Origin of the sequence: Photobacterium indicum (assembly GCF_003026215.1) — a bacterium.
Classification (GTDB): domain Bacteria; phylum Pseudomonadota; class Gammaproteobacteria; order Enterobacterales; family Vibrionaceae; genus Photobacterium; species Photobacterium indicum.
The window spans coordinates 236,415-250,206 of record NZ_PYOC01000005.1; the positions used below are offsets into that span (position 1 = coordinate 236,415).

Here is a 13,792-nt window from a genome sequence, read left to right on the forward strand (position 1 = left end):
CCCTTGGGAAGAGGGTTATTCCACTAACGGATATACGCCATGTTCGTTATGGACCTCAGCACCAGTAATCGGTGGGTTAAACACACAAGCCATTACCATCTCTTTGTCTTTATAGGCTCGTAAGTAATGTTCATCATTCTTATCTAAGATATATAATGTCCCTGGATCAATTGGGTAGGTTTTATCGCCGATCACTTCGATCTCACCTTCGCCGGAAATACAGTAAACTGACTCTAAGTGGTTCTGGTAATGAATATGTGTTTCGGTGTTGTCATAGATGGTGGTGATATGAAATGAAAACCCCATCTTGTCGTCTTTTAATAGCATACGGATACTTTCCCAGTTGTCCGATACTATACGGCGTTCGCTGTTTTTACACTCTTCCAGAGTTCTTACAATCATGTTTAAGGCCCTTAAGAAGCTTTCTTGATCAGTTTTGTGGCAATGACATCTACTGCCTGTTCGAAAATATGCAATCCTTGCTCAAGCTCGGACTCACTAATAGTGAGTGGGCAGAAGAATTTAACGATTTCGTCATTTGGGCCTGCAGTTTCAATTACCATACCTTTGTCGAAACATGTTCTGGCGATAGCTGATGAAATGGAGCCGTTCTTGCATTCGATACCTTGCATCAGACCTCGACCTTTACCGCGGATAAATAGTGACGGATAACGGCGTAGGGTGCGTTGAATTGCGGTGTTGACTTGGTTTGCACGCTGGTTGATATGCTGTTCAAATTCACCGTTTGCCCAGTAAGTTGTAATGGCTTTCGTTGCGGTAACAAAGGCATGGTTATTACCACGGAAAGTACCGTTATGTTCACCTGGTTGCCATATGTCGAGCTCAGGCTTAAGTAGAACTAGCGCCATTGGTAATCCATAGCCACTGATTGATTTGGACAAAGTAACGATGTCTGGCTTGATACCTGAAGGTTCAAAACTAAAAAAGGTGCCCGTGCGGCCACAGCCAGCTTGAATATCGTCGACAATCAGTAGGATTTTGTGCTGCTTACAAATGGTGCTCAGTCGTTTCAGCCATTCAGTGGAAGCAACATTCAGCCCACCTTCACCTTGTACCGTTTCAAGTAATACTGCTGCGGGTTTGTCTAAACCACTTGAGTTATCGTTCAGCATTGTTTCGAATAAAGCCAGACCATCAACGCCAGCGTAGCCTTCGTACGGAAGACGTGAAGTGCCTATCAGAGGCATACCAGCACCGCCGCGGTGGTGCTGGTTCCCTGTTGCAGACAGTGCACCGATGGTACAACCGTGAAAGCCGTTGGTGAAAGTGACGATATTAATGCGGCCAGTTACTTTTCGTGCGAGCTTCATTGCTGCTTCTACGGCATTTGTGCCAGTAGGACCAGTGAACTGCACTTTGTAATCAAGATTTCGGGGGGAGAATATGTGATTACGAAGTGCGGTTAAAAATTCCGCTTTGGCTTTTGAGTGCATATCTAGGCCGTGGGTAATACCATCACAATCGATGTAATCAAGTAGTGCTTGTTTTAGTACGTCATTGTTATGGCCGTAGTTCAACGAACCAGCGCCAGCAAGGAAGTCGAGGTAACGTTTACCATTATTGGTGTGTAGCCAACACCCTTTTGCAGATGAAAAAATAACAGGGAAGTTATTTGCATATGATTGCACATTTGATTCTTGTTTTTTGAAGATATCCATATTGGGACCGTTTTTTCAATGAATTAATGATTTTTGGTAAGAGGGATGTGATACAAGTATTCGGTATCGTGTTTACCTTTAAAGTGTTTGTGCTCGTCTAGAAAAGTTGTCACTGAACCATGGCTATTATTTTCCTCGTCCAGTTTCTTGAATAGGTTCCAAGAGCCTTGATTGTCTTTGGTAATTGTTGTTTCAATCGCCTTAATGTGCTCCAGGTTGTCGCGCATTAAAAGCTCTTTTAGCATATGAAATGCAAGCCCTTTCCCTCTGTGCTTGGGGGCTACGGCAACTTGCCAAATGAACAATTCATTATTATTTTCTGGCTTGAGGTAGCTAGATATAAAACCTGCTATTTCATCATTGCATTCTGCGATGATGCAGGTTTGTTTGAAGTGAGTAGATTGCAGAAAGTTACAGTAAGACGAGTTCACATCTAGAGGAGGGCATGACGCGATAAGCTTATGCGCTTGATCACCATCGCCAATACTTGGTGTTCTAAATACCCATTTGTTTTCATCCTTGGCTAATATTGACGGGCATACAATCCAAGGTGCTGTCGTAATCATTTTGCACCCATAATCCTTAGTGGTCTAAACAATCATGGCGTAATCATTACACTCTGCACTGAATATATCAAGTGTATACATGAATAATATTCTATCTATCCATATTATTTTATTGATTTTTATGATGAAAATATATTTTATAGTATGTGGTTTAATGTTTTGTGTTCTAATTATTTTACGGGTTGGTGATTTAAGATGTTGAACAATTGCCTGTTGATCTTTATTGACAAAAGCCTTCGTGATTAACCTTGCTTATTGCAATGGTGCAAGCTTGAATGAGGGGGGAATCTTACTGAATACAGCGTCGTCGTCAGGTGAAATGCAATCAAATTTTTCACAAGATCGCTTGTATCGAGAATTATGGATGGGGTATCGTTTGATTTTTATGACAGATAAAAAAGCGACCGAAGTCGCTTTAAATTGGTATTACTTGATGGAATTTATTAAGAAATCCATTACCGGATCTGGTTCTTTCTTGATGCTAAGCGCTTTAGGTATGTATGTCGGCTTTTTCAAGATTTCTCGTGCAATCAGCTCATCTAGTAAAGCCTTCGATTCGAAGCCTGTTTTACCGACAAATAGCGAGGTTAAATCCCCTTGCTTATAGGCATGAATAGCATCTTTTAAGCCGCGCAAATATAAGAAATCTTTAGTGAAACCGCCACCACGATACGCACGTGTTGTAATGGTGAAGGCATCATCATCCGATAGCTTATGAACATGTTTTAAGGTATTGAATGTCGCACTAAAACTTTCACCATTTACCATCATATCAACAGCTATGACACGTAATGCGAGTGTTTTAAGACGGTGTAACGGGAAACTACCAGATAAAAACTCACATAAGATCGCTAAGCCTTCTTGTGTGTGTGTATTGCCAGGTAGACCCAGTTTCAATACTTTAAGTGGCTGTGCATCTGAATTCACTGAAGTGACTAAGTGAACGCCTAATTCGTGGTGAATTAATGCGTCTAAGTCTCTTTGTGAGAACATACAGCCTGTGTTTACCTTTATACTGCGTCCACTCACCATTGCTCTTGCAATTAGCTGCTTTGAACCAACCACTTTACAGGTTAAGCCGTAATCATCTGCGGCATCTTTAAATGCTTGAATGGCTTCTGCTGCGCTAATTGTTGCTTCTGGTGGCTCTTGGTATTCGCAAGCATGAAGAATGAAATTTGCATTCGCAATATCTCGCTCATCTGGCTGACCATAGTAGCGTAAAGAGTTATATAAGAACTCATCGGTACCAATGTTGGTTAGCAAGTCGATACGAATCGCTAACTGGTCAATCACTTTACGATACATTTTTTGAATATCAGCATCGCGAATATCTTCAACAGGTAAGCGGTATAATTGCTCACGAAACTTGTACGGATCCAAATCCAGTTGGCGATATGTAAATTGCGGCTGGTATGAATACGGGTTATGCAAGAAACGGCGTTTTTCTTGTTTTAAGTTCGTTGGGTTTATATAGCTTAATGTATTGATACCGCGAGATATCGCATAAAGTTGGCGATCAAGCTTGATCACTTCACGCGGTAGCTTAGAGGCCAATATATGGCTACCTGTTAAACGCTTTACTTTTGTTCGACGTAAAAGGGTAGAAGCTGCGTGCTCCGTGATAACCGTTTTCATCGATTCATTCATTTTTTCAATCACAAGAGGGAAGCTTTCACCGCCCAACTCGCTCATGTACACTTTCTTGATTTCAATCGGTAAAATCAATGTATTGTTGAAGTGCTGATTAATAAACGTTGCTTGATATCCCATGCCTTTGAAAATATCATTTTCTTTAGCTGTTACGGCAATATTGGGCAGTTCAATGTTGCTTAAACCATTTAACAGTTCATTAATTTCTTTACGCCAACGACGTGCATTAACTTGTTTTGTACCTACATTGAATGTGGGTGTTTCATTCTCAACGCGCTGATAGTTGTATGAATGAATGTCGTACAGTAAACACAAGCCAAACTTGTTTTCTAATGTTGCGATTAAGCATTTAAGAATACGGTAATAACATGCATGTTTGTCATGAGATGTTGTTTTTTCAGCATCTGTTAACGGTGTAGACCAAACATTTTTCCCCCATGCATCCTGATAAATACAGTGTTCAGGTGCACGGTTTAAGTCATATTCATAGCGTGAGTCATCACCTTGTAACACGATAGGTAAAGATGAAATGAAATCACCAGTAAACGGATCTTCTTCGAAGTATCGTTCTTCTTCTGTTAATTCGCATTTTGTCATTAACTCGCCACGTAGGCGGCTGCCGTTATGTATCGCTGTTGCAATGTACGGTTGATACTCACTGATACGAATAGTTAAACTACCGTCGTTTAGTTGTCCTTCAAAAGGGACGAGATGCTGGATCTTATCCAGCACCTCCTGCTCAGTTAGTTGTAGCATCTTCAATTACTTTACTGAACGCATTTTTACGCGCGATGCTAGAGTGTTTTGCTTTTACTACCGTTTCAACGAAATCAATCACTTCAGACTGAAGTTTAGTGCGATTTAAACGGTTAATACGTGTGATGCCGCCAGGGCTGAGTACGTTTACTTCAACTAACTTGCCACTGATTACATCAAGCCCGACAAAAAACAAACCATCACGGACTAATTTTGGACCAATATGCTTACATAAACGCAGCTCTTGCTTGGTTAATGTGTGTTTTACTTCTTTTCCACCGGCGTGAATATTCGAGCGAACATCGCCTTCTGCTGGTACACGGCGCATAGCTCCAATAGGCTCGCCGTTTAGCATCATGATACGTACATCGCCTTTTTCAGCGCCTTCAATATAATCTTGTAAGATCACGTAGTTTTGGTCAGCACCGATATAGAAATCAAGCAAGGATTTAACGCTCGACTTTGCACTCTTCTCGACCAAAATAACGCCGCTCCCACCGTAACCGTCTAGCGGTTTCATGATCATGCGATCGTTCGGACTTTCTTCCAGTACACGCTCTAGGTATTCACGATTTTTAGAAACGTGAGTAACAGGAATAAACTCGTTATTTGGATCAGGTAAAGATGCGGTATACAGCTTATTATTTGCAACGCGCAGTCCGTTAATATCATTCATGATGAAGGTGTCATCACGAACTGAATCAAGGAAATTCAATGCCATTGTGTCTAGCGGTGGGTTGGCTCGCATAATGATTGCGTCAAAACCCGCTAAAGGTAACTGTGCTTTACGAAATTCAGCTTTACGGTAAAAGCTTGGTATATTATTAGAAATATCTGACTTTTTTAAAACGCTACAGAATGCAATTGCCATGCTATCACGCATTGTCAAATTATTTGGCGTTGTAATGGCTACCGTGTGCCCTCTACTAGCGACTTCGTGAATCATGCGTAAGGTAGAGTCAGATTCTGGTTCTACTTTATCCCACGGGTACATAACAAAACAAATTTTCATACATATTACCAAGTTACATCGCTTAGCTTTTTTCTAAGCGCAAAAAGAAATAAGCCATCGTTCTTTAGACGATGGCTTGTCGTTATCATTAAATTAAGGGTGACTTTAGTGGAGTTAAAACTGTCTAATAATCAAGGTTATTGTCATCTGAGCTGCTATCATCGTAGTCATATAAACCTTTAGGCTTACGTGGTGAATCACACAATGTGTAGCGGCGTTCTTTTGTCGTTGTTCGATTTAAATACTTAGTCCAACATCTTCCAAATTCAGATATGACATCTTGCTGTCCATTAACCTCAGCTAGAAATTGACCTTCAGATTCATCAATGGGAGCAACTGAGCCATCTTGTAAGCCGCGCATAGTGCGGCCATAATTTTCTAACATGCTGGCTTCATTGATGGTGAATACACCTGAACGATTAAAGCCTCGAGGGAAATTTTTATCGTCGTAAAATTTGCCTAAAATTCTCATTAATTTATATTCCTGCTGAGGTTTTCGCAGATAATCATTCAGAGAGTCAAACTTGTAAAACAAGTAATTTTCGCCATAACGATTAAAATTATTTATCGATCCTTTTTGAGTGATTCGGTGTAATATCCAAACTAATTAATGTCGTTCTTTATGAGAGCAAGCCTTGTGGATACAGAATTACTTAAAACGTTTTTAGAGGTGACCAAAACACGTCATTTCGGCCGTGCGGCAGATAATTTATTTCTAACGCAATCAGCGGTTAGCTTTCGAATACGACAGCTAGAATCGCAGCTAGGCAACCCTTTATTTTCAAGGCAGCGCGGTAATGTGCATTTAACGGCAGCGGGGGAACGTTTACAGCCGTATGCTGAAGCCATATTGCAAACGTGGGGGCGAGCGAAGCAAGATGTTGCATTATCTGAAACGTTAAACACTCAGATAGCGATAGGTGCATCTGCACTTTTTTGGGAATTTGATGGTATTTCAGATTGGATAAACCGTATATATGGTTCGATACCTGGCTTAGCATTACGCTTAGAGTCAGTGCCTCGTCAGAGCATGTCGAAGCGATTACTTGATAAGACGATTGATGTAGCGATTACCAGTGAAGCGCCAAGAATTGAAAATCTACAAGTAACAAAAGTACGTGATTATCAATTACAATTGGTTGTGCATAAACCAAACTGTACGATGGAAAAGGTACGAGATATCCCATTGGTATATCTTGATTGGGGAACTCGTTTCTCTGTTGAGCATAGCCGGATCCATGAGCTACAACGTACGCCAATTTTACATACTCATTCAAGCCGTATGGCCTTAGATTATATTTTGGGTAGCGGTGGTGTGGGGTATTTACCGTCACCAGTGGTTGCACAAAGTGTTGATGAAGGTCTATTGCATGTAGTAGAAGGCGCACCAGTGATGGAGCAGTCACTGTATTTGATTTCTCGTGAAGATAATGAAAAAGCAGAAATGATTGAAGCGATGTTAGCCGTGCCTTTTAATAATGTTATTGAATCTGTCTAATATAAAGAGTTGTCTATTTTAGTGCATGTTGCTTATAGATGTTAACGAGTTCACAGCGTATCGAGACATTGGTCTATTTTTTGTTTTTAATGAAAAATAACAATGGTGACGATAAGAAAATCTCGTTGTACACAGCTTCTGTGATTCGATTAGTCTTAGGAAACGAATATTTACATTGTCATAATGATGGATTTCACAGTCTCATCATCTGTCGTAATTTCGACATAGAATATTCGTAATTTTGTCATAATAGAGCATTAATATTGCCAGTGTTCTATTATTAATCACTCACACTGGATGTATTTCAGGAAATAACATGGCTAAGTTAGATCAAAAATTTCATAAAAATGCTAAAGCTAAATCAAAGTTAGATTTTGGTGACGACTCTCAAGATTATATTCAAGATGATCGTAAAAAGAAACGTCGTATAGTTAAGCAACGTTACGACAGCCCTGAGCATAGTGAGTTCGATTATTGATAAAGAAAAGGCGTACATCGTTAATCGCGAGTACGCCTTTTTAGTTGTTAGATAAGGTCAACCTATCTGCGTATCAATAATCGTATTATGCTTTTGTTTTATGGGTTTTACGCCCTACAATAAAACCTAATCCAAAGGGTGCAAAGAAAATAACCAGAACAAACAGTATTAGGTAAATCAGAATGTCTGACAGCATTACTGTTAATTGTTCGATGGCTTTCTTGACAACATTTTGTGCGATACCATCTAAATCTGTGGTTATATTTGCACGCTCTTGTGTGACCATTTGACCAATAGCAATACGTTCACGCTCAACCATTATTTCTAACGCGATACGTTCTTGCGTAATAACAGCTAATTTCTCTCCTGCTTTTTTATCGAAATCATTCAGTAATGGTTGTAGCTCTTTCCCCATTTCAGAGGCTAACAGACGCATATATTCAGGGTTGTTATCGATAAACTCTTGGAATTTTAAGGATGTATTATTAATATTTGAAAGTGTTTGGCTTAACTGTTCACCATTCACTCTACTGTTACGCGCAACTAACTCTGCTTTCCACGACAACAGCTTAGGTGTCTGATTTGACATTACGCTTAGCCTATCTGATAGATCGCTTAACGCTTCAGGCATTGTACCTAATGTTGCTACTGCTTCTGATTCATCAATACCGTTGAAGGTTAGCCAATCTTGAAATGCGGGTGTTCTATTAAAAGCCAAGTTTTCAAAAGGGTGTTGTTGACTAAATTGTGCGACAAACTTTTGAGCTGTTACATAGTCGGCTTTTTTTAATAAATTAAACGCAAGTGCATCTGCGTCTTTAACCAATTTTTGGCTGGCTGATGTTGCTATATATTGCTGTTCTAAAAATATATTTTTACCCGCACCTGTTGTGAAATAATCATTCATTTGGTAGGTAAATACCCAACTGTCGATTAAGCTTGCTAACGGAGATGCCTGATATACTGACTGCTGAAGCCCTTCTTCACTGTGAATTTTCCAAAGCAACGTATAGGAATATTGCGTGTTATCGTCGAGGTTAGCTTGGGCAATTTCATCTGCCGCTTCTTCAATCGTCTTAAAGAAAGTGATGCTGTAATCACGAGATAACAGCCTAATGTTAAGCTCTTGGGTGGTAAGCGGAGTTGTTTGTGAGTCGAGTTTAATTTCAAGCAAAGAGCAAGAAGAAACAAGAAAAACGATAGCTATAAAGAATAATGAACGAAAGAGAGTCATGATGACAGGCGTCTACTATGGGGATAGGGTTTATTTCGAAGAATTTTAAGAAGATAGCCAGATGATGTCTATTGAAAAGTTATTATTAATATCGATAAAAACTAAAAGATCCTAAATTTGATACGTTGGTATGATTAGACTAATATTTAGTTCTATTCATTATATGAAATAAATAACCAATCAATACATATTATTGATAGTTGTAGGTCAAGCTATAATTATTGGAAGGTGATGAACTAAACGTACCTGATGGTAAGGGTATTCGGCATATACGGCGGGGGATCTATGAATCCATTATCAATGAAGAATATTGAAAAGCTGATTGGTGAAAATGTATTTTTGTTTGATAAATCTGATGTATTAGGCACGTTTAGCGTGAAATCGGTTACGCAATTAGAGCGTCATGGTATGGATGATTTAGGGCGTTCGATAGAACATTTCACGATCGATTTTCAAGGTGATGGTAGTACTCACTTCCCTGATGGACACTACCATTTTAAGCATCCTAAGCTAGGTGAAATTGAATTGTATCTTATTCATAAAGAAGAACATGATTATGAAGTGATGATCGATAGCCAAAATACATGGTGAGTTTCTTAATTGAGTAAAAAGAATGAAAGCATGGACTTTTTATAGGAAAAAGTTTGATTATTAAGCAGTTGAACAAGTAAAAAAACAACGGCGGTTATGATCAAGTTTTCTGCCTAGGGTTTGTTGTATACTGGTTACAGTGATTGAATCTAATAAAGAGAATAAACATGCAAGATGATCTAAACCTAAGTGTACCTGAAAACCTTACGCAAGAGCCTGAGTTACCGATTCCTTCTCTTGATGAACAAAAACTAATTGTGGCAGAGCTAAAGCGTTTGGAAGAAGCTGGTGAACTAACACCAGAGATTCTTGAAGAGTTCATGACAGGTAAACGCAAGCCAGAGTAAGCCTCTTTTTTTGTCTTATTTAAACAGACCTTATTGGAGGTCTGTTTAATCATTTAGCCTTTCTTTTTTAATGATAGTGTCAACACAAATTGCCATGCTATTTAAAAAATCTAATTGGTAACACTTCAAATAGTTAAGCTATCCCGATGCAACAATGATTTTTAAATCGTTAACTTGACCGCATGGTCATTGTTTGTTATTAAAATACAGCTAAAACATAGGCATCCTAAACGTATTCAATTATTTATTACGATCTTACTATGAGACCTCAAATAGCGATAACAAGCTTTAATAAGAAATTTAAAGTTGTAAAACAAAGTGAGTGTTATTATTTATATGTTCGAAAGTTCTACTTCCTGTGGGTAACTAATGGTATTGGCTATCAGTCACGTTCAGAAGCTGTTTCTTATATCCCCTATGAAAGGTAGGGCTAATATAGGGTCCATGCTTTTTTCGGTTTATGTCATGGCAACTAACCGCTATGTTGTTACCTCTAAAGGTATTTTTCTATAGAACGCAACTCTAGAGATAACAACTAGCAAGAATATTTACATTGTCTCGTCCTAAATAAAAATTATAAATACTATTTTTAAGTTGAGCCTGTAATGCTTAAGTCAATATTAATTAATCATATTAACAGGAAGAGGTTTTTTAATCGTTTTTAGATAGCTTACCCCTAATATAAGTAAACAAGGTAACAACCAGCTTGCGTGTGCGTTATACAATGGCAACACTTGTAGGAGTAGCGAGTGCATGTTATTTGGCATCTTTTCTAGAATATTGAGCGCATCAATTCCACCAAAAAATAAAGCGGTAAATAAAACTATAACATGAGTAAATGATTTTTCTTTTTTATTCGATAATGTAAGAGAAGGCAATACAAAAGAAGATAGAACAAGCGCAATGGCAACAGGGCACAGAACTAAAATAGCAGGAAGACTAACGGCTAATATTTGTTCTAAACCTAAATTTGCAATGATACCAGTAAGCGTTACGACGATTATTGCGGTTACTGGAAAACGTGTTTTGAAGGTTTGCTTGTAATATTCAGCACAAGCATTGGTTAATCCTACGGTTGTTGTTAAGCAAGCCATTACAATGATTGTAGCCAGTAGCCATTGACCATAAATACCAAATTGCCCCGCAACATATTTAGCTAAGATTTCGCCTCCATTTGTTGCATTAGCTGCAACAGATGCTGAGGTTGCGCCAACATAACCCATTGCGACATAACATCCTGTCATTAGCACTGCATAAATAATGGCGACTTTACATGCAGTATTAGCGACAGCTCTCGGCTCGGTAATTCCTTTTGCATTTATTGCTTGAATAATTACCCAACCAAATCCGACCGCAGCAATAGCATCCATGGTCATATAACCTTGGATCAATCCATGAGTAATGGCATCTTGTTGGTAATCGAAAGAAGGAGATTGTGGTACGGCTAAAGGCGAGAATATAGCGGCACATGCAAGTGCGACTAACATAAGAATGAGCAACGGTGTCATTACCTTTCCAATGTAATCAACTAAATGGCCGGGTTTAAAAGCAAGCAGTAAGGTTACAGCAGAAAAGATGATTGAGAAAAGTAATAGATGGTCACTATTAACAAAAGGCTTTATTCCGATTTCATATGCGACAGTAATAGCACGAGGCATACCAAAAGCCGGACCTATTGCCGTAAACAGCAATATCCAAAATGCACGGGCTAACCATTTAGGTAGCGGATTGGTTAAGTTCTGAGTGCTACTGAGTCGCCCTAAAACAACCAGTGTTAGAGCGGGTAAACCAACAGCTGTAATAAGAAATCCAACCATCGCAGGAAGAAGGTTTGTGCCAGCTTCTAGACCTAAAGAAGGTGGGAAAATGAGATTTCCAGCGCCAAGAAAAAGGGCGAACGTCATTAAACCAATGGCAAGTAAGTCGTGTGTTTTCAATGGACATGTCCTGTATTGTTTCTATTAGGACCGTCAGATAGGCTGAAAAAAGATGAAGGGAAAACTGTATCCTCCGTCAGCCAGGCTGACGGAAGTAACCGCCAGCCTAGTTAATAATAACCAGAATAATGGCGATGATAATGTTCGTTGCACGCAATACAGCACGATTTAGTACTTTCATTGAAGTCATAAATTGTTGGGCTGTATGAGAAAGCATAATTAAACCTAGTCGTTTATATTGGCAACGTATTCAACTTATAAGTTTTAAGCTGAAATGTAAATGCTTTTTAACGTATTAATTCTATTTTAGAATAATTGTTAGTATTAAGTACTACTCATGCAGGCCTACATGCTGCTTAAGTACTAAGTACTAAGTACCAATATGTTTGATGATGCGTAGAACGTAAGTTAAGTTGAAGAAGATGGCAGCTAGCTTATGAGTAAACTGGCTGCCATCTTGTTATGCGATGTGTCTAGATGAGCTTTATGCGGGAATCATTTTTTCAGTGCGAAATGATAGCAACTTAGAAATAACGATTGTAATGAATACTGGTACTAACCAGCTCATGTGTGCTGAGTAAAATGGTAACCATTTAGTGAGCGGCTCAATAACAGTAAGTGGCAATTTGTCTAAAATACTTAGGGCATCAATTGTACCAAAAAGGGTTGCTATCAGCACAATTACAGTGTGAGTCGTTGATGGTTTATTGGGGAGCGGCAAAGAAACCGTTGCTAATATTAAAGCGATAGCAATAGGACATAAGATCAAAATAGCAGGCAAACTTACCTCGATAATTGTTTCTAAGCCGAAGTTAGAAACAATTGCAGTTAATCCTAAAATAAGCGTCGCACTGATTTTAAAAGGTGTACGGTAAGTGTTTTTATAATACTGGGCATTTGCATTGGTTAAACCAATCGTGGTTGTTAAACATGCCATTAACGTGATGGCGGCAAGTAATACTTGCCCTGCTTGTCCAAATTCACCTGCTGCGTAACGGGTTAATATTTCACCGCCGTTTAATGCATTGGGTGCAATATTTGAAGATGTAGCCCCTAAATAGCCCATAGCAAGGTAACAACTAGACATCAGTATTGCATAGATCCCCGCAATCCATCTGCTGTATTTTGCAATGGCCTTAGTCGATGTAACCCCTTTACTTTTAATGGCTTGAATGATCACCCAGCCAAATGCAACCGCAGCGATAGCATCTAATGTCATGTAACCTTGAATTAGTCCATTAACGGTTGGGGCTTGTTTATATATATCTGTTGCAGGGCTTGTTGAGCCAAGGGGGTTAATAATGGCAGCAATAATGAGTAATGCCAGCATGCTAATGAGTGCTGGTGTCATCACTTTTCCAATGTAATCGACTAAACGGCCCGGTTTTAATGCTAATAGCAATGTAAGTGCGCAGAAGCTAATAGAGAAAATAAAGAGATAGTTATCATTTACAAAAGGTTTTATCCCCATCTCATAGGCGACAGTAACAGCTCTAGGCAATACGAAAGCAGGCCCTAACGTTGTCAGAACTAAAATCCAAAATGAACGATCCATCCACTTGGGTAAGCTAGAGGTAAGTTTATCTGCTGATGATAAACGGCCAAGTACAATAATTGTAAGAGCTGGTAATCCAACAGCGGTTAACAGGAAGCCTGCTATGGCAAGTAACCAATATTCACCGGCTTGTTGTGCCATTAGTGGCGGGAAAATGAGATTTCCAGCACCAAGAAAAAGTGCAAAGGTCATAAACCCGATGGCGATAAGATCTTTTTTATTCAATTGACTAAACCTTTATGGTTGTTGTCAGCTGAGCTAGAGGATATGGAAAAGAGGTAATCGGTATCCGCCAGCTAAGCTGACGAAATACATTATCTGTCAGCGTAAGTGTGTGACTACGACGACGACAGAGACGACAGAAAGAATGGAATGAGATACTGAAGGTAAGTATCTTTCCATGTTGCGCGTACAAATTGTATGTTTAAGAGAATACGGCATTATTCATTTCTGTGTGAAAGTTGATAGACTTTAAACTAATGGGAT

Annotated in this window: 13 protein-coding genes; 4 read left to right on the top strand and 9 right to left on the bottom strand. The window is 39.1% G+C overall.

Annotation, left to right across the window (positions count from 1 at the left end; all coding sequences use genetic code 11):
• Positions 1-15 precede the first annotated feature (15 nt).
• The 6 genes from C9J47_RS15660 to C9J47_RS15685 all read right to left on the bottom strand — a co-directional run bounded on the left by C9J47_RS15660 (position 16) and on the right by C9J47_RS15685 (position 6,138).
• Entirely contained in the window at positions 16-402 is a 387-nt protein-coding gene (locus C9J47_RS15660; RefSeq protein WP_107254344.1) for an ectoine synthase, read from the bottom strand.
• Positions 403-413: 11 nt separating this feature from the next.
• Entirely contained in the window at positions 414-1,679 is a 1,266-nt protein-coding gene (ectB, locus tag C9J47_RS15665) for a diaminobutyrate--2-oxoglutarate transaminase (protein ID WP_006229203.1), read from the bottom strand.
• Between the two features lie 23 nt (positions 1,680-1,702).
• A complete protein-coding gene (gene ectA, locus C9J47_RS15670; RefSeq protein WP_107254345.1) occupies positions 1,703-2,245 on the bottom strand; it encodes a diaminobutyrate acetyltransferase in 543 nt (180 codons plus the stop codon).
• 426 nt (positions 2,246-2,671) lie between these two features.
• A complete protein-coding gene (locus C9J47_RS15675) occupies positions 2,672-4,654 on the bottom strand; it encodes a flavohemoglobin expression-modulating QEGLA motif protein (RefSeq protein ID WP_107254346.1) in 1,983 nt (660 codons plus the stop codon).
• Positions 4,638-5,666, bottom strand: coding sequence for a glutathione synthase (gene gshB / locus C9J47_RS15680; protein WP_107254347.1), 1,029 nt, complete (start codon positions 5,664-5,666; stop codon positions 4,638-4,640). Before gshB ends, C9J47_RS15675 begins: the two co-directional genes overlap by 17 nt.
• Positions 5,667-5,790: 124 nt before the next feature.
• Positions 5,791-6,138: a MaoP family protein gene (locus tag C9J47_RS15685; protein ID WP_006229207.1), complete on the bottom strand. Its 348-nt coding sequence runs from the start codon at positions 6,136-6,138 to the stop codon at positions 5,791-5,793.
• A gap of 165 nt (positions 6,139-6,303) precedes the next feature.
• Between C9J47_RS15685 and hdfR the strand changes: the two genes are divergently transcribed.
• Together hdfR and C9J47_RS27140 are read left to right on the top strand one after the other, a co-directional pair.
• Positions 6,304-7,164, top strand: a complete 861-nt coding sequence (gene hdfR / locus C9J47_RS15690; protein WP_107254348.1) for an HTH-type transcriptional regulator HdfR — start codon at positions 6,304-6,306, stop codon at positions 7,162-7,164.
• Positions 7,165-7,480: 316 nt separating this feature from the next.
• A complete protein-coding gene (locus tag C9J47_RS27140; protein WP_170107522.1) occupies positions 7,481-7,642 on the top strand; it encodes a hypothetical protein in 162 nt (53 codons plus the stop codon).
• Positions 7,643-7,727: 85 nt separating this feature from the next.
• Here the strand turns inward: C9J47_RS27140 and C9J47_RS15695 are convergent, their stop codons facing one another.
• Positions 7,728-8,876: a chemotaxis protein gene (locus C9J47_RS15695; RefSeq protein WP_107254349.1), complete on the bottom strand. Its 1,149-nt coding sequence runs from the start codon at positions 8,874-8,876 to the stop codon at positions 7,728-7,730.
• Positions 8,877-9,161: 285 nt separating this feature from the next.
• Between C9J47_RS15695 and C9J47_RS15700 the strand changes: the two genes are divergently transcribed.
• Both C9J47_RS15700 and C9J47_RS15705 read left to right on the top strand, forming a co-directional pair.
• Positions 9,162-9,467, top strand: coding sequence for a DUF6916 family protein (locus C9J47_RS15700; protein WP_107254350.1), 306 nt, complete (start codon positions 9,162-9,164; stop codon positions 9,465-9,467).
• 167 nt (positions 9,468-9,634) lie between these two features.
• Positions 9,635-9,814: a restriction endonuclease subunit S domain-containing protein gene (locus C9J47_RS15705; protein WP_107254351.1), complete on the top strand. Its 180-nt coding sequence runs from the start codon at positions 9,635-9,637 to the stop codon at positions 9,812-9,814.
• 620 nt (positions 9,815-10,434) lie between these two features.
• Here C9J47_RS15705 and brnQ (C9J47_RS15710) read toward each other — a convergent pair.
• Together brnQ (C9J47_RS15710) and brnQ (C9J47_RS15715) are read right to left on the bottom strand one after the other, a co-directional pair.
• Positions 10,435-11,751: a branched-chain amino acid transport system II carrier protein gene (brnQ, locus tag C9J47_RS15710; protein ID WP_107254352.1), complete on the bottom strand. Its 1,317-nt coding sequence runs from the start codon at positions 11,749-11,751 to the stop codon at positions 10,435-10,437.
• Between the two features lie 484 nt (positions 11,752-12,235).
• Positions 12,236-13,531: a branched-chain amino acid transport system II carrier protein gene (brnQ, locus tag C9J47_RS15715; RefSeq protein WP_107254353.1), complete on the bottom strand. Its 1,296-nt coding sequence runs from the start codon at positions 13,529-13,531 to the stop codon at positions 12,236-12,238.
• Between the last annotated feature and the right edge of the window lie 261 nt (positions 13,532-13,792).